Genomic DNA, 24,441 nt, shown 5'->3' on the forward strand with positions numbered 1-24,441 from the left:
GATCACTCGCTGCGGGCGGTCTCCGGGCCGGTGACGCGTTCCAGCAGCGGCAGTGTGGAGGCGATGACACCCAGGCAGGCGGCCAACCCGACGACCACGATCACGTAGAACCGTGGCTCCGGCGCGACGAGCGGGTAACCCATCTGCGCGCGCAGGAACAGGTGCGCGGCGAGCAGGCCCATCCCGATGGCGACGGCGGCGACGGCGAGCATCGGTACGGCGCTCTCCAACGCGACCACCCGGCGCAGGACCCGCACCGGTGCACCGCTGAGGCGCAGCAGGCTGAACGGGCGTCGGCGCTCGGTGAGACCGCTGATCACGCTGACCGCGAGACTGCACCCGCCCAGCGCCAGGCTGGCGATGATGATGACGTTCGCCAACTGTTCCCAGCCGCGCAGCGTGTCGGCGAAGTCCGACTCGAAGTCGCCGGGCACGTTCGGCCCCACCCAGAACGTCGGGTAGGCGATCTCCAGCACGGTGCGGGTGCGTTCGACGGCGGCGGCGGACCCGTCCGTGCCGACCACTATCGACACCACCGGAAGCCGCTGGAGTTCGTCGAGGGTGAGCGACGCGGCGGGCCAGACCGTCGCGGGCGACGCCGACTCCCGCCATCGGCTGAGCCCCATCGGCACCTCGATGACGCTCGCCCCCTCGGCGCACCGGCCGTACGTGCCCGGCAGGTCGGTGCACGCGATCACTCCGGTCTCGCCGCCGTTCATGAGGTTCGGGTTCTCGCGGATGGCGGTCGCGGACCGCACCCCGGAGATCGCGCGCAGGTCGGTGAAGAGCGTGTCGGGCACCGACGCCACCTTCTCGTCGAAGACGGTGGTCACCGTGCCCGCGTCGGTCGAGCCGACCGGGGCCGGTCCGCGGTTGTCGACGATCGTGGTGATCACGCCGACGGCGACGCTCGTGACGAACAGCGCGAGCATGATCCCGCTGATCGCCCGGAAGCCCGCCTTCGGGTTGTCGGCCAGGCGGCGCGCGGCGATGAGGGTGGCGGGGCGGCTGGCGTACCGGGCCATGACCCGGGCGCCGACCATCGTCAACCACGGGCCGGCGAAGACCAGGCCGGCCATGATGAGCAGCAGGGCGGGCAGGAACACAGCGGTCTGGCCGTCGGACGTCGCGGGCCGGAAGCCGATGGCGGAGAACAGCACCGCCACGCCGATCGCGATCGGGATCAGCCGGTACGCGCGCGGTGCCCGTGGGGTGACCCGTCGGGTGACGCCCAGCGGCGAGATCCGTACCCGGCGCAGCGAGACCTGGGCCGCCACCGCCGCGCCGGCCGGTACGCCGAGCGCGACGAGTAGCACGTCCAGCAGGCCCAGGGACATGTCGCTGGGGAAGAACGGCATGCCGGTGAACGGGATGCCGGTGAGCGGGCCCCGGAACGCGTAGAACAGGGCGAAGCCCACGGCGGTGCCGACGACGGCCGCGGCGGTCGCCTCCACGGCGGCGACGGTCGAGATCTGTCGGGGCGTCGCGCCGACCAGGCGCATGGCGGCGAATCGTTGCTCCCGCCGCGCGGCGCTGAGCCGGGTGGCCGTGCCGATGAAGATCAGCACCGGGAACAGCAGCCCGCCCGCGATCACGCCCAGGATGAGGTTCACCGTGGCCTCGGGGAGCGCCGGTACGTCACCGACGCTGCCGACCTGCCGGGCGTTGGGCAGCTTGCCGACGCTGTCCGGGGTGCCGCCCACGACGGCGAGCAGCGTGTCCGGTGAGGTCAGTCCGGCCGGGCCGACGGTGCCGAGGTCGCGCCCCGGGTAACGGTCGGCCAGGTGGTCGGCCGGGTACGCCGTGAACAGTTCCCGCAGCGCGGGCGAGGCGTAGAACTCCCCGGGCCCCGGAATGGTCGGGATGCCGGCCGGGGTGTCCGACCTCGGCCCGGTCGCGGCGACGTCGATGCGGATGATCTGTGTGCCGTGGAAGTAGTCGTCCCGGGTCGACCACCACAGCGGGTCGACGTCGCCGCCCGTCGAGGCGTTGGGGTAGATCGACGCGTACCGGGTGAGCTGGGAGTTGACCGCGTTGACCCCGGCCAGTGTGGTCAGGAGCAGCCCACTGCCGATCGCGACGGCGGCGGCGATGACGAGCAGGCGGGTGAGCGCCTCACGGCCGCCGGCCACGGCGAGGCGGAGCCCGAAGCCGATCACGAGGCGACCCGGTCCGGCGCGTTCACGCGCCCGTCGCGGACCATGACCTCACGGTCGGCGTACGCGGCGATCCTGGCCTCGTGGGTCACCAGGATGACGGTGGTGTTCTGTTCGCGGGCGACGCCGACCAACAGGTCCATGACCTGCTCGCCGGTGAGCGAGTCGAGCGCGCCGGTCGGCTCGTCGGCGAAGAGCACCCGCGGCTCGGCGACCAGGCCGCGGGCCAGGGCGACGCGTTGCGCCTGCCCGCCGGACAGCTCACCGGAGCGGCGCTGCTCCAACCCGTCCAGGCCGAGGCGCTCGAACCAGCCGCGCGCGGTGCGCAGCGCCGCCGTCCGGCGTACGCCGTTGAGCAGCAGCGGCAGGGCGACGTTCTCCACAGCGGTCAGCTCGGGGACGAGCTGGCCGAACTGGAACACGAAGCCGAAGCGGTCGCGTCGCAGGCCGCTGCGTCCGCTCTCGGGCAGGGTGTCGATTCGGGCGCCGTCGAAGAGGACCTCGCCGGAGTCGGGTACGAGGATGCCGGCCAGGCAGTGCAGCAGGGTGGACTTGCCCGAGCCGCTGGGGCCCATGATGGCGAGGATCTCACCCGCGTCCACGGCGATTCCGGCCCCGCGCAGGGCGGGCGTCTGACCGAAGGAGAACTCCACGTCGCGGGCCTCGATGATGACGCTCATCGCCGCACCTCCTTGCGTAGGGCGTCCAGCCGGGCGCTGGTCATCTCGATCCACCGGAGGTCCGCCTCCAGGTGGTACAGGCCGTGGTCGGCGAGCAGCGCGTCGACCAGGTTGCCGGCCCGTTTGATCTCGGTGAGCTCGCGCATCCGCTGCAGATGCGAGCTGCGCTGCATGTCGAGGTACTCGTCGGCGGGGCGGTCGAGCATCAGCGCGAGCACGACCTTGGCGAAGAGCACCGTCTGCAGGTGTGGCTCCGGCTCGACCGGCTGGGTGAGCCACTGCTCGACCTCGGTCGCGCCCCGGTCGGTGATGATGTAGCGCTTGCGGTCCGGCCCGGCGCCGGGGGCGACGTCGCTGATCACCACTTTGCCGTCCCGGGCCAGGCGGCTGAGGGTGGAGTAGACCTGGCCGAACGGCAGCGGCTTGCCGCGCCCGAAGAAGGCGTCGTAGTCGCGTTTCAGGTCGTACCCGTGGCTGGGCTCTCGTTCGAGGAGGCCGAGGAGGGTCAGTGGCACGCTCATGCCAGGAGACTACACCGAGGGTATACCTCGCGTATATAGACTCGGTGTATGAGGGGGCGACATCGCGCGGCCAGGGTGGGTGCTCAGCCGTGCAGGGCGCGGGCCAGGGCGTAGCCGACGGTGGCCGCGACGAGCCCGGCCGCGACGCTGCCCAGCACGTAGGCGCTCGCGAGGAACCGGGTTCCGCCCCGGGCGAGTCGCAACGTCTCGTAGCTGAAGGTGGAGTAGGTGGTCAACGCGCCGCAGAATCCGGTTCCCAGTGCGGCGGTGGCCGCCGGGCCGACCGGCCACCCGACCAGCGCGCCGAGCAGCAGTGACCCGACCACGTTGACGGTCAGCGTGCCCCAGGGGAACGCCGAGTCGTGCCGGGACTGCACGGCCCGGTCGGTGAGGTAGCGCAACGGGGCGCCGACGGCCGCCCCCAGGGCGATGAGCAGGACGGTCACCGGGCCGCCCTCCGTCGCAGGGCTCGGGTGGTCACGGCGTCGCCCAACCCCACCGCGGCGAGCGCCCCGAGCAGCGTCGCGGCCAGGTAGGCCAGCGCGGTACCTGGAGCGCCCGCGACCAGCGCCTGCTGGATGTCGACCGCGTAGGCGGAGAACGTGGTGAACCCGCCGAGCACCCCGACCCCGAGGAAGGGGCGAGCCAGGGGAGGCCCGCCGTCGAGGTGCCCGAGCACCGCCATCAGCACGCCGATCAGCAGGCACCCGGACGTGTTGATGCCGAAGGTCGCCCACGGGAAGCCCGTCGGTGAGTGGGGCGCGGCGTGTTGCAGGCCGGCCCGGGCCAGCGCGCCCAGCACCCCGCCGACCGCGATGGCGGCGAGGGTCGTCGCGGGGTGCGCGGTCAGCTCACCCCGGTCGGCGGGGACCCGGAGGTCGACGTCCGGGTCGGTACGCGGGTCCAGCGGCTCTGCCACGGGTCCCCAGCGTAGTGCCGTCGACAGGCCCCGAGCGCGCTGCCTGCGTCAGCGCACTGCCGCGACCGCGGCGTCCGCGCCACCCCGCCACACCGTGCCGACCTCGCCGAACCCGGCGGCGGTGAGCGCGGCGAGGTGCCAGGACACCGGCGGGCTCCACTCCGGGCTGTGCCCGGTCGGGTAGATGTCCTGTCGCTGGCGCACCGACGGGGACAGCGCCGGATCCGCGCCGGCCCGGTCCCACCAGTCCGACCAGGACAGCATCGTGCCGGTCGCGTACCGGGCGTTACGCCGGTCCCGGGCCCGGTCCATCAGCCGCTTGGTCAGCTCCGGCAGGCCGTCGTCCGGCATGTGGTCGGCGTTGACGAAGACCCCTCCCGGTCGTAGCACGTCGCGCAGTTCGGCGTAGAGCCGGCCGAGCCGGTCGGCCGGCACCCAGTGCAGGGCGGTGGCGGTGAGCACGGCGTCGTACTCGCGGTGCGGGAGCGCGGAGCGCCAGTCCGGGGTGCCGAGGTCGGCCGTGACGATGGTCGCCCGATCACCCAGTGAGGCGCGGGCGATGGCGAGCAGCGCCGGGTCGAGGTCCAGCAGTGTCGCCTCCGCGTCGGGGAAGCGCGCCAGTGTCCGCAGCGAGATGCTGCCGGTGCCACCGGCCAGGTCGAGCACGCGCGGTGGCTGACCGTCGAGGATCGCGTCGACGGTGTCGAGCATGGCGGTGAACCGGTGTTCCCGGTCCGGCATGAACGCCTCCTGCTGGCGGTCCCAGCTCTCCTGCCACGCCCACGGATCCGTGATGTAAGGACTCATGGAGGGAAGGCTAGTTACGACGCGTCGACGTTGTCCAGACCTTGTTGCACATAACTTGCAATTGCGAGATGATGGCGGGGCGATGATCAGAGTGACGCCGGGTCGGGTATCCGCCCGGCCCGGCGTACTCCTCCCGGCGGCTCAGGCCGCCGTCTCGACCAGGTCCGCGTCGGTCTGCGCCGGCTCGCCGCGACGGGCCAGGCGCAGCGCCCCGAGCAGGACGCCCAGCCCGGCCAGCGTGAGCGCCGCGCCGGCCCAGATCGGCGAGGTGTAGCCGAGCCCGGCGGCGATGGTCACACCGCCGATCCAGGCGCCCAGCGCGTTGCCGAGGTTGAACGCGGCGATGTTCGCCCCGGACGCCAGGGTCGGCGCCTGGTGCGCGTAGTGCATGATCCGCATTTGCAGCGGCGGCACGGTGGCGAAACCGAACCCACCCATCAGCACCAGCGAGACGATCGTCAGCGCCGGGCTCGTCGCGGTCAGCGCGAAGCCGACGAGCACGACGGTGAGCGCGGCCAGGACGATGACCAGGGTGCGGGACAGGGACCGGTCCGCCGCCCGGCCGCCGAGCAGGTTGCCGACGAAGAGCCCCACTCCGAAGAGGACGAGCAGCCACGGCACGGTCCCGGCGGCGAAGCCGCTGACGTCGGTCAGCGTGAACGCGATGTAGGTGAACGCGCCGAACATCCCGCCGAAGCCCAGGACGGTGATCACCAGGGAGAGCCAGACCTGCGAGTGGGTGAAGGCGCGCAGCTCACCACGCAGCCCGGCGGCCGGACGGTCGGCCGGAGCGGTGTCGCGAGCCGGGATGAGCAGGGCCAGCCCGATCAGCGCGACGACACCGATCGCGGTGATCGCCCAGAACGTCGACCGCCAGCCGAAGTGCTGCCCGAGGAAGGTGCCGAAGGGGACACCGAGGACGTTGGCGATGGTCAGGCCGGCGAACATCATGGCGATGGCGCCCGCCCGGCGGGCCGGCGCGACCAGGTTGGCGGCCACCACGGCGCCGATGCCGAAGAACGCGCCGTGGCAGAGCGCGGCGACGATCCGACCGGCCATCATCACGGCGTAGTCGCCGGCGACGGCGGAGAGCAGGTTGCCGATGATGAAGAGCACCATCAGGCCGAGCAGCACCGGCTTACGGGGCAGCCGGGTGACCGCCGCGGTGAGGGCGACCCCGCCGACGGCCACGCTGAGCGCGTAGCCGGAGATGAGCCAGCCGGCCACCGGCTCGGTGACCGCGAAGTCGGCGGCCACCTCGGGCAGCAAACCCATGATCACGAACTCGGTGAGCCCGATGCCGAAGGCGCCGATGGCCAGCGCGATCAGGCCGGGTGGCAGGGACTGTTGGCGTACGGACATGGTCTTCCCATCGGGGGAGGGGTCAGATGGAAGGCGCGTGCAACTACACGCGTCAGCAACGAAATAATTGCACGCGCTTTATATCGGCGCAAGCGTGGTAGCCTTAGGCCGTCCAGATCACATCGAGGAGGGCCGGCATGGGCATCGCCGACGACGCCGTCGAGATCCGCGCGCAGGGTTGGCGCACCCTCGCCGCCCTGCACGGGCTGATCGAGACGTCCCTGGAGCGGGCGTTGCAGGCCGGTCACGACCTGTCCGTCGTCGAATACACGGTCCTCGACGCGCTCTCGCGCCAGCACGGTTGGCACATGCGGATGAGTCAGCTCGCCCGCGCCGCCGCGCTCTCCGGCAGCGCGACCACCCGCCTGGTCACCCGCCTGGAGCAGCGCGGCCTGCTCACCCGCATCCTCTGCGCCGACGACCGGCGCGGCATCTACACCGAGCTGACCCCGGCCGGCTCCGAGCTGCTCGACCAGGCCCGGCCCACCCACGACCGGGTGCTCGGCGACGCGCTCGCCGACGCGGCGGCCACCCCCGAGCTGGCCCCCCTGGTCGACGCCCTGCACCGGCTGCCGGCCGCCCGCTGACCGCCGCGTCAACCTCGCGATGGCGGGCGTACGGTACGCGCAACCCCACGGGACCGCCGCACCAGAGGCACGCGATGAAGGGGTGGAACGCTAGATGGGCAAGATGCGCCGCATCGTCGACCAGCGACCGGCGGCGGTCTGACGGCCGGCATCGCGAAGGGCCGGTGCCGTTCCCGGTAGAGCCGCCTCGGGAACGGGGCAGGTGCACCGGGCCGCCTCGACGTCGGTGAAGACATAGGATCCTGCCCATGCGCGTGCTGGTGGTCTCCGCCCCGCTCGTCGGGCACGTCTTCCCGCTGGTGCCGCTCGCGGTCGCGCTGCGCGACGCCGGCCACGACGTGCTGCTGGCCACCGGCGGCGGCGGTCTGACCGCCGCCGACGCCGGGCTGGCCGTCCACGACATCGCACCGGGCTTCGACTTCGGCCGGATCGCGCTGCGCGTCTTTCCCCGCCACCCGCTGATCGCCCGCGCCGAAATGGCCGGCACCGCCGGCACCCGGGGCGCCGGCCTGCTCTTCGGCGCGCTCAACGACCAGCTCACCGATCCGGTGGTCGCACTGGCCGCCCGCTGGCGGCCGGATCTGGTGCTGCACGAACCGTTCGCGGTCGCCGGCGCGGTGGCCGCCGCTCGCCTCGACGTGCCGGCCGTACGCCAGGAGAACGCCCTCTTCGACGGCCGCGACCTGGTCCGCGCGACCACCGCCCGGCTCGGCGCCGCACTGCGCCGACACGGTCTGACCGAACTGCCGCCACCTGCCGCCGCCCTCGCCGTGGCCCCTCCCAGCGTCGCCACCCAGGCCGGTTGGCCGATGCGGTACGACTCCTACATCGGCGGCGGCGAGCTGCCGACCTGGCTGCGCGAGCCGGGCGACCGGCCCCGGATCCTGGTCACCCGCAGCACCCTGACCGGCCCCGGCGACCGGGGGCCGATGCCCGCCGTGGTGGCCGCCGCCGCTCAGGTCGACGCCGAGATCGTGCTGGTCCGACCGGACGAGCGGTCGGCCCGTTCGCTGCCCGGCAACGTGCGGGTCGTCGACTGGATCCCGCTCGACGCGGCGCTGCCGGCGAGCGCGGCGCTGGTCCACCACGGTGGGGCGGGCAGCGTCTTCGGCGCCCTCGCCGCAGGTCTGCCCCAGCTCGCCACCGTCGGTGCGGGGGACCGGCGGCACAACGCCGAGCTGGTCGCCCGTCGCGGCGCCGGTCTGGCGCTGCGCCCCCGGGACATCACCGCGCAGGCGCTGACCCGCCTGCTCACCGACGACGCCCTGCGCACCGCCGCCGGGCAGGTCAGTCGGGAGATCGCCGCGATGCCGCCGCCGGCCGACCTCGTCGCGCGGCTGGCGGCGTTGGTCTGACCGCCGTCCCGCGCGCGCTTGGCGGCGTTGGTTTGACCGCCGCCCCGCGTGGCCACCCTTGGTAGGCGGCCGGTTGCGGCAGGATGACGTGATGCGACACGTCGTGCTGTTCCACTCCGTGTACGGGCTGCGGCCCGCCGTACGCGCCGCCGCCGACCGGCTGCGCGCCGCCGGGCACCAGGTCAGCACCCCCGACCTGTACGGCGTTCCGGCCGCCGACACCGTCGAGGAGGGCTTCGCGCTGCTCGACAAGGTCGGTCAGGAGGTGGTGCTGGACCGGGCCCGGCAGGCGCTGACCGACCTGCCACCCGAGACGGTTCTCGCCGGCTTCTCGATGGGCGCCGGCGTGGCCGGGGCGCTGCTGGCCGAGCGACCCGACGCGGGCGGGCTGCTCCTGCTGCACGGCACCGGCGGCGCGCCGGACGCGGTCCGGTCCGGGTTGCCGGTGCAGCTGCACCTCGCCCACCCCGACCCGTACGACACCCCGGACGAGGTCGACGAGTGGCAGCAGGCGATGACCGACGCGGGCGCCGACCTGACGGTCTTCCGCTACCCCGGCGTCGGTCACCTGTTCACCGACCCGGAAGCCGGCGAGTACTCCCCGGCCGCCAGCGCGGCGACCTGGCCCAGGGTGCTGGCCTTCCTGGCCGCCCCCTGACCAGGCCCGACACGACGGCGCTGCCCCCAACGCGAGCGCGTCCCCCAACGCGAGCGCGTCCCCCCGACGCGACCGCGCTGACCCCAACGCGCTCACGTCACCGTGTCCGGACGCGACCGCGCTGCCCCCGACGGCGGTCACGTCAACCCCGGGTGACGACCGCGCTGCCCCTCAACGACGCGGTCGACCTCGGTGCCCCCGCCGAACTCGCGTTCGTCCGGCCTGCTCGGTCGTCGACCTCGCTCAGCGGGCCCCGGCGCCGATGCGCGGGGGAGTGGCGGTGCCGTGCACCCGCTTGGCGTGGCCGGCGAACAGTCGGGGTCCGATGATCGGCATGAGCAGCCGGGCCGGCAGCGGGGCGTGGGCCAGCACCGCCTTGATCACCTCGGGGTCGCCCTCGTACATGGCCAGGCCGAAGGCCAGCGGCAGCTGCTTCTTCGGGGAGTTGCTCATGCCGTGCTCGCCGAGTTGCATCCACTCCCGGGCGGTGACGTGCCGTTGCGCCAGGGGCAGGATCTCGGCCTCCTCCATGGCCATGTGCTCGATCAGCGCGACGCGCAGGTGCTCGAACGCGTCAGCGAGCTGGTCACCGCCGCGCCCGGTACGCCGCCAGCCGGGCAGCAGGGCGACCACCGCCGCGTGGGCCTCCTCGATGGCGTGGTGTTGTTTCTCCATCGTGGGCACGATCGCCGCCGCCTCCTCGCCGCCGCGCTCGACGAGCCGCGGCCACAGCAGCAGATCCTCCCCCTCGTGGTGCAGGTGCAGCATGTGGCAGAGCAGCTCGGCGTGGGCGCCGACGACCTCCGCTCGCTTGGCGTCACCCGGTGCGACGTCGCGGACGAGCTGCGGCAGCAGGCTGAACTCGCGACGGAACGTCGTGTGGGCCATGTACATGTCGCGCACGTCGGCCATGGCTTCGCGGTGGTTCTGGTTCACGGTGACCTTTCCGAGGATCAACTGGCACAGATTCGTCGATCATGCCCGGTGCCACTTGGAAGCGACTTGGAATCCACCGACCGCGACGGTCAGTCCGCCAGTGCCGCCGTCGCCGCGGCCAGCCAGTGCGGCGACTCCCACCGGCGGGCCACCCCGGCCGCCAGTGTGAAGTGCCGCGTCGCCTCCTCGGTGCGCCCCAGCAGGCGGAACAGCTCCCCGAGCGTCAACGCGACCGGCCGTACCACGGCCGCGGTGGTGGCGAAACCGGCCAGTTGGTCGCGTACCGGGAGCAGGGCGTCGATCACCGGTTGGGCCAGGTCCCGTCGGCCCAGCGCCACGATGACCATCCCGCGTACGCTCAGCAGCGCCGACTCGAAGTAGTCGGGGCGGTAGGTGTGCCGCCCGAGCGGCATGGCCCGCGCCTCGTCCACCCGCCCGCTGTCGATCAGCGCCAGCGCCAGCAGGTCGTCCACGATCGGCCCCAACGACTCGCGTACCCGCAGGGTGGCCTCCACGTGCTCACCGAAGCGTCCCTGGCTGATCAGCAGGGTCGCCACGGAGAAGTAGTGGAAGGCCTCGGCGTGCAGCGAACCCTGCCGCCGCATCTGCACGGCGACCTCGTCGTAGTGTCGCCGCGCCGCGACGAAGTCACCGGCGACGTGCGCGATGGCACCCAGGGCACACAGGTGGATGACCTGCGCCTCGTTGAGTTGGTACGTGTCGGCCAGCCACCCGTGGCGGGCGACACTGGCGCGGAGCTCGCCCGGCTCGTTGAGCGCGGCGGCGCAGTGGCCGAGCACCTGCTCGGCGACCGAGCGGTACGTCACCAGCCCGTTCTCGTCGGCGAGGTCGCGCAGCTCCAAAGCCAGGTCCCGACGGTGCCGTGCTTCCCGTTCGTAGCTCATGGTGCGGACCCGCGCGGCCAGCCCGAGCGCGCGCAGTTCGGGATCGTCCAGCCGCCGTGACAACGCCAGCGCCTCCCGCCCGGACGCCGCGCCCCGAGGGTCCGCCTCGCCGTCCAGCTCGGTGGCGAGCGCGTCGAGCAGTCGACAGCGGGCGACCGGGTCCAGGTCGCCGGTCCGCAGGAGCCGGGTGAGCAGTTCCACGACCCGGTGGTCCACCACGCCGTACGCGTGCGTCAGCCACGGCGTCGGGACGGTCCACGCGGTGAACGCCGCGACCAGCAGGTCGTCCCGACCGGACGCGGCGGCGACGTCGATCGCCCGGGCGCGGGTCGCCCGGGCGGCGGCCACCGCGCCGGCCCGCGCCTGGGCGCGCAGCAGTCGGCCGAGCAGATCGACCCGCAGCGCGTCGCGGTCCCCGGCGACCGTCGCGGCGGCGTCGAGCGCGTGGCCCAGTACCTCGATCGCGGTGTCGTACGCGTACCGCCGCTCGGCCAGCTCGGCGGCGCGGACGGCGTAGTCGACGGCGAGCGCGGCGGTGTCGGCCGACGCGGCGCGGGCGTAGTGGTGGGCCAGCGACGGGTAGTCCTCGGGTGCCAGTCGGCGGGTGGCGTCGGCGACCCGGGCGTGCAGGCGGGTCCGGCGCAGGTGGGACAGGTCGGTGTAGACGGTGTCGCGGACCAGGCCGTGCACGAAGCGCACCCGCCCGGGCGCCGGTTCGGTGAGCAGGCCGGCGGTCAACCCGACCTCCACGGCTTCGAGGGTGGACGCCTCGTCGGTGTCGGAGGCGTCGACGAGTGTCCGCAGGTCCGCCTCCCGCCCCAGGGTGGCGGCGAGGCGCAGCACCGAGACCGCCGACGGCGGCAGGCGGGTGAGTCGGCGGCGCAGCACGTCGCGTACCCCCTCCGGCACCTCGGAGGTGGCGACGAGCGTGCCCTCGGCGGCGAGCAGCCGGGCCGACTCGCGTACGTAGAACGGGTTTCCCCCGGTGCGTTCGGTCAGCGCGGCGACCGTGTCGGAGTCGAGGGGGGTCCGGGCCAGCGCGCCGAGCATCCGCTCGACCTGGGCCGTGGTCAGGCCGCCCAACTGGATCCGGTGGGGTGACCGCCGGGCCAGGACGGCCATCGTGTCGGCGAGCCGCTCGCGGTTGTCGGTGGGCCGCATCGCCGCGACGAACAGCGCGGCGCCGGTGGTCATCTCGGTGACGCTGTTCAGCAGGAGCAGCGTCTCGGCGTCGGCGGCGTGCAGGTCGTCCAGGACGACCGCGACCGGTCTTCCGGCCGCGGCCTCGCCCAACCACGCGCCGACCGCGCGGTGCAGGCGGAACCGGCCCGCGGCGACGTCACCACCCGCCTCGCCGTCGCCGCCGCCGAGCAGCGGCGCGAGCGCCGGTGCGAGCCCTCCCGGCGGCACCTGCTCGGCGAGCTGCCGCAGCGCCTCGACCCACGGCCAGGCCGGTGGAGCGCCCTCGACCTCCGGGCAGCGGCCGACGGTGACCAGCCAGCCGCGGGAGCCGAGTTCCTCCCGGAACCGGGCGAGCAGCGTCGTCTTGCCCGCGCCGGCCTCGCCGCTGACGAGCGCGACGCGCGGCCCGTTCGTCGCGGCCTCGGTGGCCGCCCGCCCGAGGGCGGCCAGCTCGGCCTCCCGTCCGACGAACACCTCCTCGCTCGCCGGGGCGGCGACGCTCGCCGCCGTCGTGGCCACCGGCGCAAGCAGGTCGACACGCTGACCCAGGATCGCGGACTCCAGCTCGACCAGGGCCGGACCCGGGTCCAGGCCGAGCTGGTCGGCCAGCGTCGCCCGGGCGCGACGCAGCGCGGCGAGGGCGTCGCCCTGCCGACCGGTACGCCACAACGCCAGCGCCAACAGCCGCCAACTCTCCTCCCGCAGTGGCGCCTGCCGGGTGAGCACCTCCGCCTCCGGCACCGCCTCGGCCGCGCCGCCCCCACGCACTGTCACGTCGAGCAGCAGCTCCCGCGCGGCGAGGCGCAGCTCCTCCAGCCGCAGCACCTCCGGCTGGGCCCACGGCTCCTCGGCGAACTCGGCGTACGCGGGCCCGCGCCACAGGTCGAGCCCGGCGTCCAGCAGCCGCCGTGCGTGGCCCGGCTCGGCGGCGTTGACCGCCCGTGCCTCGGCGAGAAGCGCCTCGAACCGGCCGGCGTCCACGGCGTCGGTAGGCACCCGGATCGCGTAGCCGGGCGGCGCGGTCACCAGGACCCGCGCCGGTGCCCGGCGTTCCCGGGCGGGTTCCAACAGGCGGCGCAGGTGCGAGACGTACGCCTGCAGGGAGGCGATCGCCCGGGGCGGAGGGGCACCCCGCCACAGATCCTCGATCATCCGACCGACGGGGACGACCTCGCCTCGGGCCGCCAGCAGCAGCGCGAGCACGGCGCGTTGACGGGGGCCGCCGAGGTCGACCGGTCCGCCTGTGTCGACCTCGACCTCAAGCGGCCCGAGCACCCGTAGCAGCATGACTGGGCCGATCCTAGTCATCCCGTGGGCGGCCCACCGGTCGCCGTGGACAACGAACGGCCAGTTCACCCGGGGGCCGCGTGGTGTCCCGTCGGTGCGCGGGGCGCTCGGGGACGCATCCCGTTCGATATCGTGGCACCATCATCAAGATCATTGAGGGGGGTACGGGCGATGACGACGACTGCCTACGACGAGTACGTGCGGTCGCACTGGTCCGGGCGGGCTGCCGCGTACGACCGCAGCCTCGCCGCGCTCTGCGCCCATCCGGCACCAGCGCTGTTGGACGCCGCGCACGTCGGTGCGGGCACGCGGGTGCTCGATGCCGGCACCGGATCCGGGACCGTGGCCGGGTTGGCGAGCGCCCGTGGCGCGGTCGTCGTCGCCGTCGACGCCGAGCCGAGCATGGTGGAGTTGACGCGCCGCCGTGTCCCGTCGGCCGAGGAGGTCCGCCTCGCGGCACTGCCGCGCCTCCCGTTCGCCTCCGGATCCTTCGACGCGGCGGTGGCGAACTTCGTCATCAACCACGTGGGTGATCCGCTCGCCGCGCTGGACGAGCTGCGACGGGTCGTCCGGTCGGGCGGCCGGATCGCGGTGACGGTGTGGCCGGACCCCGCGCCCGAGGCGCAGAGCCTGTGGGGGACGGTCTTCGACACCGCCGGGGTCGACCGTCCGACCGCGCCGACGGTGGACGCGGACCGGGACTTCCCCCGTACCCCGGATGGTCTCGGCGGGTTGCTCGACGCCGCTGGTCTCGCCGACGTGCGTTGCGAGACGATCACGTGGGCGCATCGCACCGACCCCGAGACGTGGTGGAGCGGCCCCGCCAACGGCATCAGCAAGCCCGGCCTGGTGCTGATCGCCCAACCTCCGGACGTGCTGGCCCGCATCCGGGCCGTGTACGACGAGGTGACCGCTCCCTACCGGGACGCGGACGGCCTGCTCGCGCTGCCCACGGCGGCACTGCTGGCCTCGGCGACCGTGCCCTAGAACCGATGGCCGACCTCGGCTCGGCGGGGATGGGACCCGGCGTCGACAATGTGCGGCATGGAATTCCTGTGCTACCACCGTGACCGGCCCGGCTCGGGGGCGCTACGCGACGAGTTGTTGGCCGAGCACTGGTCCTACATGGACCGGTTCGCTACCGAGATGATCGCTCGCGGCCCGACTCTGTCCGGTGACACTGCCACCGGCAGCGTGCACATCGTCGATCTGCCCGACTCGGCCGCCGCGCGGGCGTTCGCCTTCGACGAGCCCAACTACCAGGCCGGCGTCTACCGGGATGTGCTGGTGCGCCGGTGGCGCAACACGCTGGGCCGCACGATGTGGGACTTCCCGGGCGGTCGGACCGGCGGTGACAGGTACCTGGTGCTCGGTCTCGGGGAGGGGCAGGCCGTCGACCTGGCCGTGCCACCCGACCCGGACGAGCTGATCGCGTACGGGCCGCTGCTGTCCGACGACGGCGGCACGTGGCTGGGCACCGCCGCGCTGCTTCGGGCGTCGTCCCGGGACGCGGCCCGCGCCATCCTGACCGTGGACCGGTACGCCGACGTCGAGGTGCACGACTGGCAGTTCGGCGGGCGACCGGCCTGACCCCGCTCCCGCCGACCTGAGTGGGATGGTCGGGCCGACCGTGCCAGCTCGACAGGGCGGTGCTCGGCGTGTCGAGCCGCTCGGCCTCCGACGACCATAGAGACGGAGCCTCACGCCGAGGCGGCCAGACCGTCCCCCCAATGGGTCGCCGGAGGGCGTGGCAGGGCGCGCACCACCCCAGGTGGACTCCCGACGTCGGCAGGCGCGGTGCGTTCGGCTGACCCCGGCACGGCAGGCACGACGCGGATCGCTGGCGAGGCCCGGTCCGCACCGGGTGCCCGCTGCCCGCCCGCATGGGTAGCCCTCGTAGACCCTCGGGTCGGCGGCACGCCGCCCGTCGACGGGACGGCCCGGAGCCTCGGGTCCGTTCCGCTGGTGGACGCGGCCGGTGAGGTGGTCACCGTCGGGCTGCGGGGGCGGTGGCGCGACACGTCGGAGGGCGACATCGCGAAGACGGCGTCGAGGCGGTTGGTGCGCGCGACGGCGGCGCCGAGCCGGCTGTTCCGCGCACGAACGGCGTCGAGGGGCACGACCTCGGCGCGCGGTACGCCCTCGGCGCGCCGTACGGCCTTGCTGCTGGCGGCAGCACGACCGGCGCCTGCCGGGTCAGCGCCGGCGCGGTCGACGTCGGCGCGGACGACGTTGGGGTGGACGGTGTCGAGGTCCACGACGTCGGCGACGCGGCGGCCGAAGACGGCCCGCAACGCGCGGGGCAGGCGCTCGGCGGCGACCTGACGCAGCGCGGGCGCGGCGAACGCGTACCCACCGACACGGCGGGGGAGCAGCAGCCCGGCGGCGACCAATGCCCGTAGCGTGGGCGCGGACCGGCCGGGCGGCCAGCCGAGGGCCCGGTCGACGGCGTCGCCGCAGATCACCCCGCCGAGGGTGGCGGCGGCCATCAGCACCGCCCGCCGTTCACCGTCGAGGGTGTCCAGCTCGGCGCCGACGACCCGGCGTAGCGCCTCGGGCAGGGCGAGCGCCACCGGGTCGGCGCCGTCCACGAGCGACGCGACGTACGCCGCCGCGTGCCCGGGTCGGCCTCCCACCAGTGGCAGCAGCCGGTCGACCAGGGTCACCGGCTGTCCGGCCCGGGTGAGCAGGTGGCGCAGCAGCCGCCCGGACTGCACCGTGGCCAGTGGTCCGATCGTCATCCGTCGCGCCGGGCTGGGCCGGGTATCGGCCCACTGCGGTTGGTGCAGGGTGATCAGGGCGAGCGGCAGACCGCGCGCCGTCGCCGCGGTGAACAGCGCGTGCAGGAACCGGCTCATCGCGGGCGCCGCCCGGTCCACGTCGTCCACGGCGACGACGAGCGGTTGGTGCGCGGCCAGGCGCAGCAGGACGTCGCGGCAGGCCGCCGCCCCCGCCAGCGCGGCCGACGAGCTGTCCGGGCTGGTCAGGAACCGCTGCAGGGCCGGGATCGCCGCCGCGACCCGTTCCGGCGGGAACAGCGACGTCAGGGCGGCGACCAACCGGTCGTGGACCACCGCCGGGCCGTCGCCGTGCCGCACCCCGGCGAGGCCGCGGAGCAGGTCGGCGGCGGGCGCCAGAGCCTGATCGGGGTACGGCTGGCAGGTCGCCACACACCAGCGCACCGGCCGGCCGTCCACGGTGGTCAGCCCACGGGTCAGCTCGTGCAGCAGGCGGCTGCGGCCACTGCCGGTCGGGCCGACCAGCGACAGCCACCTCGGGCTCTGCTCGCGGACGGCCCGGCTCACCTGGTCGCGGATGGTGGCCAGTTCGCGGCGACGACCGATCAGCGGGCCGTCGTGGCGGTCGGTGCCGGGGCGTACCGGGCCGACCGCGTGCCAGACCGGCATCGGAGGCACCCGGCTGGCCACCGGCACCGCCACCAGCTGACGTTGGGTGATCAGGCCGGCGGTGGCGCCTGCGGTGGCCGCACAGAGCGCCACCGCGCCGGGCTCCGCGTACTCCTGCAGACGGGCGGCGGTGGTGATCACCGCGCCGCTGGCCACCCCGTGCCCGCCACTGACGGCACCGCCCAGGTCGACGACGACCTCGCCGGTGGCGACACCGACGCGCACGCGCAGTTTGATGTCGTCGACCATCGGCCGGCGGTCCAGCGCGGCCTGGATCTCGAGCCCGGCGCGCACCGCCCGGTACGCGTCGAAGCCGTCCGAGTGCCGAGCGCCGAAGAGGGCCATCACCGCGTCGCCGACGTACTTCTCCACGACACCCTGCCAGCGGTGCAGCACGCCGGCGACGGCGTCGAAGTAGGCCCGTTGCAGGGCGCGGACGTCCTCCGGGTCGAGCCGGTCCACCAGGCCGGTGGAGCCGACGATGTCCGCGAAGAGGACGGTGACGATGCGTCTCTCCACCGGCACCGGCCAGTGCCCGGTGCCGGTCCGTCGCGGGTCGACGACGACGATGCTGCTGGTCATGGGTATCGCACCGGCCCTTCTCCGCGTTCTCTGCCTGATGACCTCCGGAGATTGGCATCCCTGGGCTCCCGGGGGATCTGCAGAACGACGTATGTCGGCCACCCGCAACCTTTAGTCGCAAAGTCGACGCGAGGAGTACCACAAGCGGCGGGCGGCCGTAGAACGGTGCGGGGCACTGTGATTAGGCTGCGTGCCATGGCCAGCGATGTGGACACCGCACCGCTCGTGGGTCGGGCTGAGCTGGTGCGGTCGGTTCGGTCCGCGTTGCTCGGTGACGCGGCGCACGGGCAGACCGCCGCCGTCTTCCTGACCGGTGAGAGTGGTGTGGGCAAGACCCGGCTGCTGGGTGAGATCGGTGACCGGCTGCGTGACCAGGGCGCCGTGGTGCTCACCGGCAGCTGTCTGGACATCGGCGACGCCTCCCCGCTGCACCCGCTGTTGCAGGCGCTCCGCCGCTACGACGCGGACCTGTCCGCCGCCCGCGCGCGCAGCTCCTCGGCGGTGCGGGGGCTGTTGCAGATGGTCGCCGACGAGACCGCCGGCCCGGACGGCGCGGGCGCGTTGCTGGAGCGGGTGTCGCGTGGGCTGCACCTGATCGCCGAGGGCAGACCGTTGGTGTTGATCCTCGACGATCTCCAGTGGGTCGACCGCAGCACCCGGCAACTGCTGCTCTACCTGTTGGCCGGTCTGGGCGACCTCCAGCTCTCGGTGCTGGCGGCGGTGCGCGCCGAGTCGTTGCAGGGTGCGCACCCACTGCGCCGGGTGCTCACCGAGCTGCGTCGTCTGCGGACGGTGCGGGTGCTCGACCTGGCGCCGCTGGGCCGGGCCGAGACGGAGGAGCTCGCCGCCGCGGTGGTCGGCCGCGCCCTGTCCGGGGACGCCGCCGAGCAGGTGTGGCAGCGCAGCGGTGGCAACCCGTTCGTCATCGAGGAGTTGGCCCGCGACCTGCGTGACGGCCGCGACGGCCTGTCCGAGACGCTGCGGGAGATCTTCCTCGACCGGGTCGACGCGCTGCCGCAGCACGCGCACGCGGTGGTGCACGCGGTGGCCGCCGGCGTCGAGCCGGTGCAGCACTGGCTGCTGGCCGAGGTGCTGCGCTTGCCCGAGGACGAGCTGATCGACGCGGCCCGCGCGGCGGTGGCACACCGGCTGCTGGTCGGCGCGGACGACGGCTACCGGCTGCGGCACCGCCTCGTCGCCGAGGTGCTGGCGCACGAGTTGCTGCCGGCCGAGCGTTCCGGGCTGCACCGCCGCTACGCCGAGGCGCTGACCTCGGCGCCCGGTGAGCTGCACCAGGCCCGACTGGCACACCACTGGCGGCTGGCCGGTGACCCGGCGCGCGCCCTACCGGCGGCGGTGGCCGCCGCGCAGGAGGCCGAGCGGCTGGGCGGCTACGCCGAGGCGCACCGCCACTGGTCGGTGGCGTTGCAGCTCGCCGCCGACTCGGGCCCTCTCGCGGTGGACCGCGTCGAGCTGCTCGGGAACGCCGCCGAGGCCGCCCACCACAGTGGGGAGCACGCCCGCGCGTTGGCCCTACTGGAGGAGCTGGCCACGCTCCAGGGTGGTGAACCGAGCTGCGCGTTGCACATCCGCCGGGCCCGTTACCTGGCCGCCGCCGGTCGCTCCGCGTTGGCCGAGGAGGAGTACCAGCGGGCGTTGAAGGCGGCGGACTGCTCCCCGCGCGACCGCGCCGCGGCCGCCGCGCGCCTGGCCGAGTTGTTGCTGCACCTGGGCCGGTACGCCGATGCCGGTGACCGGGCACGCGAGGCGCTGGCGCTGGCCGAGAACGTGGAGGGGTCCGTCACCGAGGTCGTGCTCGCCAGCTCGGCGCTGGGCTTCAGCGACGCCTTCCTGGAGGATCCGGACGCCGGCCTGGCGGTCATGCGCGACGCCCTCGACACCGCCGAACGCGCCGGCCGTCCCGAGGACGTGGCCTGCGCGTACCTGCACCTGGCGGAGTTGCTGACCGGGCCGCTGAACATCCTCGAAGAGGGTGTGGTGGTGGCCCGGCGGGGTGCCGAACGGGTGGCCGAGCTGGGGTTGGGCCGCACCTGGGGCACCCGGCTGTTGGCCATCGCCATCAACGGGTTGTTCCGGGTCGGTCAGTGGGCCGAGGCGGAGAAGGTCGTCGCCGTAGCGTTGCGGCAGCGACCGTCCGGTGCGGACGCCGTCGAGTTGCTGCTCGCCCGGTGCCGGCTCTCGGTGGGCTACGGCGACATCGAGGCCGCCGGTCGGGACCTGGACGCCGTGGCGACCCTGCTCGCCGGCGGCGGGGCGCGGCACGTCATCCCGCTGCTCACCCTGCGCTCCGGGCTGGCCATGTGGGAGGGCCGGCACGACGTGGCGCGGCTGGCGGTGCAGCGCGGCCTCACCGAGAGCCGCTCCGACGACGTGATGATCCTGTCCGCCCTGGTCTGGCACGGCCTGCGCGCCGAGGCGGAGGCGCACGCCAGCCGCACCCTGGAGGTGGACCCGACGGCGGTGCGCCGACTGCGCGACGTCGCCGACCGGATGGCCCGCAAGAGCGCCGGCGCGGCCCGACCGGTGCGCTCGGTCGTGGAGGGGTTCCTGGCGCTCTGCGCCGCCGAGGTCAGCCGCCTCGACGGCAGTGACCCGGAGCTGTGGGCGACCTCGGTCGCCGAGTGGGACCGGCGTAACCACCCCTATCCGGCGGCGTACTCGCGGCTGCGGCAGGCCGAGGCGTTGTTGGCTCGGCGCAGTCGGCTGGCGACCGCCGGCAAGCTGTTGCGCGAGGCGTACGAGGTGGCGCAGGGGTTGGGCGCGGTGCCGTTGACCTCGGAGATCCGCGAGCTGGCCGGGCGGGCCCGGGTGTCGCTGGAGGAGAGCGACACCACCGCCGGGGCCACCCGGGGGGCACCGGCCCAGGCGTCCGACGACGAGTTGGCGGCGCTGACCGCGCGGGAGCGGGAAGTGCTCGCGTTGGTCGCGGAGGGGCTGACCAACAAGGAGATCGGGCAGCGGCTGTTCATCAGCGAGCGGACCATCGGGGTGCACGTCTCGCACATCTTCGACAAGTTGCAGGTCCGCACCCGCGTTCAGGCCAGCGCGATCCAGCTGCGTAACCACCGGGGCTGACCGACCACGACGTATCCCGGCGCGCCTGTGCGCGCCGGGATACGTCGTTCTACTGATCCGGCCGACGGGTGCGGGCTGAAAGGCTGAGCCGCGTCGACGACGGCACGGGGGATGCCGCCGACCACCATGGAGGAGAGATGACCGAACCGGTCTGGGGGCCCGTTCACCGGGACATCGTCGACTTGCTCGCCGACCATCCCGCGGACGTGCCGGCCGTCGTCGATCATCTCACCAAGCTCCAGGATCTGCTGGTGCGGCTTCCTCCGTTGGAGGAGAGCTGCCCCCTCGCCGACTTCAACAAGCTCTACCTGACCATCACCAGCAGCGTCCTCGACGGGCTGTACGACGATCGCTTCGTCGACCCGGCGTTCCTGTCCCGGCTCGACGTGGAGTTCGCCGCGCGGTACTTCGACGCGATGCGGTTGTGGACCGACTCCAGCCCGGGCACCCCGAAGGCGTGGTCGTGTCTCTTCGAGCGGATGCGGGGGCCGGACGCCCGCCCGCTGCCCTCGGCGGCGGCCGGGGTGAACGCGCACATCAACTTCGACCTGCCGTTCGCGTTGGTGACCACGTTCGACCACCTGGAGTCGGAGCCGGTCGACGGTAGCGACCAGCACCGCGACTACCTGGAGATCAACAACATCTTCGCCGACAAGATCCCCGGCCTGCGCCGTGGCTATCTGGAGCGGTGGCAGTTGCTCATCGACATGCTCAACGGCGACATCGACGACTGGTACCAGGGGGAACTGGTCGAGTACACCCGCGATGTCGCCTGGCGCAACGCACAGAGGATCTGGCGGTGCCGGCACGATCCGGACGCCCACGAGTGTGAGCGCACGCGGTTGGACGACAACGCCGCCGCGCTCGGCCGGCTGTTGCTTTCGCCCCTCGGGGCGTTCCTGCAGTAGCCGGGACGGGGGGCTCCCGCGCTCCGCCCCGTGGGGGGCGGCGGAGCGCGGGAGCGCGTCCCACCAGCTCCACCCACCCCACGGGGTCGGCCGAGGTCTGGTCGACCCAGGGGGTGCAGCCGGTCGGCCCGGGGGGTGTCGACCGTCTGCCACCGTCGGCCGGCCCGGGGGGTGTCGGCCGGCGGTGGGGCACTGGAGTCGGCGGTGCGAGATTCCCGGGTGTCGGCGGGCGCGTAACGGGTACGCCCGCGCCATGACCGTCCTGGCCCGGCGGCGGCCCGCCGCCCGACCCCGGCCCGCGCGACCCGGGCCCCTGCGACCGGGCGGCCCGGTGTCCCGACCCACCGCCCGACCGGGCGCGCGATGACCGACGTCGCGACACGGTTCCCGTTCCGCTTCGATCCGGCGTTCCGCCCGGTGTTGGCGCTGGTGGGCGTCCGCCCGGCGACGGCCTGGGTCGCGGTGACAGACCAGGACCTGGTGATCCGGTACGGGCCGTGGCGGCTGCGCACCCGCCGGGACAACGTGACGGCCGTCGAGGTGGGTGGCCCGTACCGCTGGTGGCGGGTGATCGGGCCGCACGTGTCGATGGTCGACCGGGGCGTGAGCTTCGGCAGTAGCACGGCCGGCGGCGTCTGTCTGCGGTTCGGCGCGCCGGTGCCGGCCCTGGTGCCCGGCGGGCTGGTCCGCCACCCGGCGGCCACGGTGACCGTCGCCGACCCGCCCGCGCTGGCCCGACTGCTCGCCCTCCCGGACCTGCCCTGAGCAGCGCGTTCACGTCCCCGGTTCGGCAGGCTGGGCACCCGGCTACCGCCTACCGTCGGGTCAGGACCTGTGAGGGTGGGGACTGACGATGGGTGACGAGCACCGGGGGAGAGCACGACGCTGGGGTGGACGCCGCCACGCGCCGACCGGACCGGACCCGGCGTTGCGGGCGGCGCGTGACCCGGCCCGCCCGCACGCGGGTGGCCGGCCGGGGGTCGTGGTGCCCGATCAGGTGGCCAGCCCGGCCCGGTCGGTGCCGCCGGCCAGCCCGCTGCGCCGGTGGCTCTTCCAGCACCAGGTGCAGCCGCCGGGGCCGGAGACGGCCGAGGGGCAGAACCGCAGGCACGCCTGGTGGCAGGTGATGTGCCTGACCGGGGTGGACTACTTCTCCACGCTGTCGTACCTGCCGGGCATCGCCGCGGTGGCCGCCGGTGCGCTGTCCCCGCTGGCGACGCTCCTGATCGTCGCGCTGACCCTGTTCGGCATGCTGCCGATGTACCGGCGGGTGGCCCACGACAGCCCGCACGGTCAGGGTTCGGTGGCGATGCTGGAGCGGCTGCTGCCGTTCTGGCGCGGGAAGATCTTCGTCCTGGTGCTGCTCGGCTTCGTGGCGACCTCGTGGATCATCACGATCACGCTGTCCTCGGCCGACGCCACAGTGCACCTGTTGGAGAACCCGTACCTGCCGGACGTCCCGCACGGCGCCCTGGTGCCGGTCGTGGTCACCGTCGTGCTGCTGCTCATCCTCGGTGGGGTGTTCCTGCTCGGGTTCCGCGAGGCGGTGGTCGTGGCCATCCCCCTCGTCGCGATCTTCCTGGTGCTCAACGCGGTGATCGTCGGGGTGGCGGTGGCCCGGATCGTCGAGAACCCGGACATCGTGTCGGACTGGACGGCCGCGTTGACCGCCACCGGGGGCGGGCCGGGCCACGTGCTGTTCACCGCCGTGTTGGCCTTCCCGCTGCTGGTGCTGGGGTTGTCCGGTTTCGAGACCGGGGTCAGCATGATGCCGTTGATCTCGGCCGACGGGCCGGACAAGCAGGCCCGCCTCGCCGCCCGGATCCGCAACACGCGTCGGTTGCTCACCACCGCCGCCCTGATCATGTCGGTGTACCTGATCTCGACCACGTTCGTGACCACGGCGCTCATCCCGGCGGAGGAGTTCCGCCCGGGTGGTAGCGCGAACGGGCGGGCGCTGGCGTTCCTGGCGCACACCTATCTGGGTGAGGCATTCGGCACTGTCTACGACGTGAGCAGCGTGCTCATCCTCTGGTTCGCCGGCGCGTCGGCGATGGCCGGGTTGATCAACATCGTGCCGCGTTACCTGCCCTCGTACGGCATGGCGCCGGAGTGGGCGAGGGCGGTGCGCCCGGTTGTGATCGTCTACACCGTCGTCAGCGTCGCCATCACGATCGCGTTCCGGGCCGACGTCAACGCCCAGGCCGGCGCGTACGCCACCGGCATCCTGGCGATGATGGTCTCGGGCGCGGTGGCGGTGACGATCGCGGCCGCCCGCCGCCACCAGCGCGTCGGCGCGACCGGCTTCACGGTGCTGACGCTGGTGCTGCTGTACGCGCTGGTGGAGAACGTCATCGAGCAGCCGGACGGGATCACCATCTCGGCGTTGTTCATCCTCGGCATCATCGCCGTCTCGCTGGTGTCCCGGGTCACCCGGACCACCGAGCTGCGGGCCGAGCGGATCGAGTTCGACGAGCCGGCGCGTCGGTTCATCACCGAGTCGTTGGCCCACGACGGGCAGTTGCACCTGATCGCGAACAAGCGGCAGAAGGGCTCGGTGAAGGAGTACACGGTCAAGGAACGGGCGCAGCGCGGGATGAACCCGGTGCCCGGGGCCGCGGACGTGCTGTTCCTGGAGATCGACGTGGTCGACCCGTCGGAGTTCAGTCAGGTGCTGCGGGTGCACGGGATCGAGGTGAGTGGCTTCCGGGTGCTGCGGGCCAGCAGCCCGGCCGCGCCCAACGCCATCGCCGCGATCCTGTTGGCCCTGCGGGACGCGACCGGCGTACGGCCGCACGCGCACTTCGAGTGGTCGGAGGGGAGCCCGATCGCGCACCTGGCGCGCTATCTCATCCTCGGCCGTGGGGACACCCCGCCGGTGGTACGGGAGATCATCCGCCGGACCGAGCGCGACCCGCTTCGACGTCCCGGAATCCACGTCGGCGGATGATTCCCTGGTGCCCCGTTTCATGGGTTCCGAAGATGAATAAGGGCACTATTCACGTTCACACCTTCCTGTCCGTATTGCGGACTTATCGTGACGTCTGGTGGTCGGCGGTACGTCGAGCGCCCCGCGCCCGGATCGGCGCGCGG

General features: G+C 73.6%; 19 protein-coding genes. 9 read left to right on the plus strand and 10 right to left on the minus strand.

Annotated elements, in window-relative coordinates; translation table 11 throughout:
- Positions 1–2: 2 nt before the first annotated feature.
- The 7 genes from O7617_RS28105 to O7617_RS28135 all read right to left on the minus strand — a co-directional run bounded on the left by O7617_RS28105 (position 3) and on the right by O7617_RS28135 (position 6,445).
- On the minus strand, positions 3–2,159 hold the full coding sequence (locus O7617_RS28105; RefSeq protein WP_282259250.1) for an FtsX-like permease family protein: 2,157 nt from the start codon (positions 2,157–2,159) through the stop codon (positions 3–5).
- Positions 2,156–2,836 carry an ABC transporter ATP-binding protein gene (locus tag O7617_RS28110; protein WP_282259251.1) on the minus strand — a complete coding sequence of 227 codons (681 nt, stop codon included), beginning with the start codon at positions 2,834–2,836 and terminating at the stop codon, positions 2,156–2,158. Before O7617_RS28110 ends, O7617_RS28105 begins: the two co-directional genes overlap by 4 nt.
- Entirely contained in the window at positions 2,833–3,357 is a 525-nt protein-coding gene (locus O7617_RS28115; protein ID WP_282259252.1) for a PadR family transcriptional regulator, read from the minus strand. The genes O7617_RS28110 and O7617_RS28115 overlap by 4 nt, the downstream gene beginning before the upstream one ends.
- Positions 3,358–3,440: 83 nt before the next feature.
- Positions 3,441–3,803 (minus strand): fluoride efflux transporter CrcB, encoded by a 363-nt coding sequence (crcB, locus tag O7617_RS28120; RefSeq protein WP_282259253.1) that lies wholly within the window; start codon positions 3,801–3,803, stop codon positions 3,441–3,443.
- Entirely contained in the window at positions 3,800–4,276 is a 477-nt protein-coding gene (locus O7617_RS28125; protein ID WP_282259254.1) for a CrcB family protein, read from the minus strand. Before O7617_RS28125 ends, crcB begins: the two co-directional genes overlap by 4 nt.
- Before the next feature lie 48 nt (positions 4,277–4,324).
- Entirely contained in the window at positions 4,325–5,083 is a 759-nt protein-coding gene (locus O7617_RS28130; RefSeq protein WP_282259255.1) for a class I SAM-dependent methyltransferase, read from the minus strand.
- Positions 5,084–5,224: 141 nt separating this feature from the next.
- Positions 5,225–6,445, minus strand: coding sequence for an MFS transporter (locus O7617_RS28135; protein WP_282259256.1), 1,221 nt, complete (start codon positions 6,443–6,445; stop codon positions 5,225–5,227).
- 137 nt (positions 6,446–6,582) lie between these two features.
- Here O7617_RS28135 and O7617_RS28140 point away from each other — a divergent pair, with 137 nt between their 5' ends.
- The 3 genes from O7617_RS28140 (at position 6,583) to O7617_RS28150 (ending at position 9,045) form a co-directional block, all read left to right on the plus strand.
- A complete protein-coding gene (locus tag O7617_RS28140) occupies positions 6,583–7,032 on the plus strand; it encodes a MarR family transcriptional regulator (protein ID WP_282259257.1) in 450 nt (149 codons plus the stop codon).
- 248 nt (positions 7,033–7,280) lie between these two features.
- A complete protein-coding gene (locus O7617_RS28145) occupies positions 7,281–8,387 on the plus strand; it encodes a nucleotide disphospho-sugar-binding domain-containing protein (RefSeq protein ID WP_282259258.1) in 1,107 nt (368 codons plus the stop codon).
- A 91-nt stretch (positions 8,388–8,478) separates the two neighbouring features.
- Complete coding sequence (locus tag O7617_RS28150; protein ID WP_282259259.1) at positions 8,479–9,045, plus strand: dienelactone hydrolase family protein; 567 nt, start codon at positions 8,479–8,481, stop codon at positions 9,043–9,045.
- 243 nt (positions 9,046–9,288) lie between these two features.
- On the opposite strand, the gene O7617_RS28155 is transcribed toward O7617_RS28150, so the two are convergent.
- Both O7617_RS28155 and O7617_RS28160 read right to left on the minus strand, forming a co-directional pair.
- Positions 9,289–10,002, minus strand: coding sequence for a hemerythrin domain-containing protein (locus tag O7617_RS28155; protein WP_282259260.1), 714 nt, complete (start codon positions 10,000–10,002; stop codon positions 9,289–9,291).
- Between the two features lie 68 nt (positions 10,003–10,070).
- Positions 10,071–13,355 (minus strand): BTAD domain-containing putative transcriptional regulator, encoded by a 3,285-nt coding sequence (locus O7617_RS28160; protein WP_282259261.1) that lies wholly within the window; start codon positions 13,353–13,355, stop codon positions 10,071–10,073.
- Positions 13,356–13,526: 171 nt separating this feature from the next.
- Between O7617_RS28160 and O7617_RS28165 the strand changes: the two genes are divergently transcribed.
- Both O7617_RS28165 and O7617_RS28170 read left to right on the plus strand, forming a co-directional pair.
- Positions 13,527–14,342: a class I SAM-dependent methyltransferase gene (locus O7617_RS28165; protein ID WP_282259262.1), complete on the plus strand. Its 816-nt coding sequence runs from the start codon at positions 13,527–13,529 to the stop codon at positions 14,340–14,342.
- 57 nt (positions 14,343–14,399) lie between these two features.
- Positions 14,400–14,945 (plus strand): YciI family protein, encoded by a 546-nt coding sequence (locus O7617_RS28170; RefSeq protein ID WP_282259263.1) that lies wholly within the window; start codon positions 14,400–14,402, stop codon positions 14,943–14,945.
- A 110-nt stretch (positions 14,946–15,055) separates the two neighbouring features.
- Here O7617_RS28170 and O7617_RS28175 read toward each other — a convergent pair whose 3' ends face one another.
- Entirely contained in the window at positions 15,056–17,344 is a 2,289-nt protein-coding gene (locus O7617_RS28175; RefSeq protein ID WP_282259264.1) for an adenylate/guanylate cyclase domain-containing protein, read from the minus strand.
- Positions 17,345–17,539: 195 nt separating this feature from the next.
- Between O7617_RS28175 and O7617_RS28180 the strand changes: the two genes are divergently transcribed.
- The 4 genes from O7617_RS28180 (at position 17,540) to O7617_RS28195 (ending at position 24,298) form a co-directional block, all read left to right on the plus strand.
- Entirely contained in the window at positions 17,540–20,440 is a 2,901-nt protein-coding gene (locus tag O7617_RS28180; protein WP_282259265.1) for a LuxR family transcriptional regulator, read from the plus strand.
- Positions 20,441–20,577: 137 nt separating this feature from the next.
- Entirely contained in the window at positions 20,578–21,348 is a 771-nt protein-coding gene (locus tag O7617_RS28185; protein WP_282259266.1) for a DUF5995 family protein, read from the plus strand.
- A gap of 363 nt (positions 21,349–21,711) precedes the next feature.
- Positions 21,712–22,113: a hypothetical protein gene (locus O7617_RS28190; protein WP_282259267.1), complete on the plus strand. Its 402-nt coding sequence runs from the start codon at positions 21,712–21,714 to the stop codon at positions 22,111–22,113.
- Between the two features lie 88 nt (positions 22,114–22,201).
- Positions 22,202–24,298, plus strand: a complete 2,097-nt coding sequence (locus tag O7617_RS28195; RefSeq protein ID WP_282259268.1) for an amino acid transporter — start codon at positions 22,202–22,204, stop codon at positions 24,296–24,298.
- Positions 24,299–24,441 lie beyond the last annotated feature (143 nt).

This window comes from Micromonospora sp. WMMD1155 (assembly GCF_029581275.1).
In the GTDB taxonomy this organism is placed as follows: domain Bacteria; phylum Actinomycetota; class Actinomycetes; order Mycobacteriales; family Micromonosporaceae; genus Micromonospora.

Excerpts from the sequence above, each read along its gene's own strand:
- O7617_RS28110 (WP_282259251.1), bottom strand. The coding sequence starts at position 2,836 with ATGAGCGTCATCATCGAGGCCCGCGACGTGGAGTTCTCCTTCGGTCAG.
- O7617_RS28115 (WP_282259252.1), bottom strand. The coding sequence starts at position 3,357 with ATGAGCGTGCCACTGACCCTCCTCGGCCTCCTCGAACGAGAGCCCAGC.
- O7617_RS28130 (WP_282259255.1), bottom strand. The coding sequence starts at position 5,083 with ATGAGTCCTTACATCACGGATCCGTGGGCGTGGCAGGAGAGCTGGGAC.
- O7617_RS28135 (WP_282259256.1), bottom strand. The coding sequence starts at position 6,445 with ATGTCCGTACGCCAACAGTCCCTGCCACCCGGCCTGATCGCGCTGGCC.
- O7617_RS28140 (WP_282259257.1), top strand. The coding sequence starts at position 6,583 with ATGGGCATCGCCGACGACGCCGTCGAGATCCGCGCGCAGGGTTGGCGC.
- O7617_RS28145 (WP_282259258.1), top strand. The coding sequence starts at position 7,281 with ATGCGCGTGCTGGTGGTCTCCGCCCCGCTCGTCGGGCACGTCTTCCCG.
- O7617_RS28150 (WP_282259259.1), top strand. The coding sequence starts at position 8,479 with ATGCGACACGTCGTGCTGTTCCACTCCGTGTACGGGCTGCGGCCCGCC.
- O7617_RS28160 (WP_282259261.1), bottom strand. The coding sequence starts at position 13,355 with ATGCTGCTACGGGTGCTCGGGCCGCTTGAGGTCGAGGTCGACACAGGC.
- O7617_RS28165 (WP_282259262.1), top strand. The coding sequence starts at position 13,527 with ATGACGACGACTGCCTACGACGAGTACGTGCGGTCGCACTGGTCCGGG.
- O7617_RS28170 (WP_282259263.1), top strand. The coding sequence starts at position 14,400 with ATGGAATTCCTGTGCTACCACCGTGACCGGCCCGGCTCGGGGGCGCTA.
- O7617_RS28175 (WP_282259264.1), bottom strand. The coding sequence starts at position 17,344 with ATGACCAGCAGCATCGTCGTCGTCGACCCGCGACGGACCGGCACCGGG.
- O7617_RS28180 (WP_282259265.1), top strand. The coding sequence starts at position 17,540 with ATGGCCAGCGATGTGGACACCGCACCGCTCGTGGGTCGGGCTGAGCTG.
- O7617_RS28185 (WP_282259266.1), top strand. The coding sequence starts at position 20,578 with ATGACCGAACCGGTCTGGGGGCCCGTTCACCGGGACATCGTCGACTTG.
- O7617_RS28190 (WP_282259267.1), top strand. The coding sequence starts at position 21,712 with ATGACCGACGTCGCGACACGGTTCCCGTTCCGCTTCGATCCGGCGTTC.
- O7617_RS28195 (WP_282259268.1), top strand. The coding sequence starts at position 22,202 with ATGGGTGACGAGCACCGGGGGAGAGCACGACGCTGGGGTGGACGCCGC.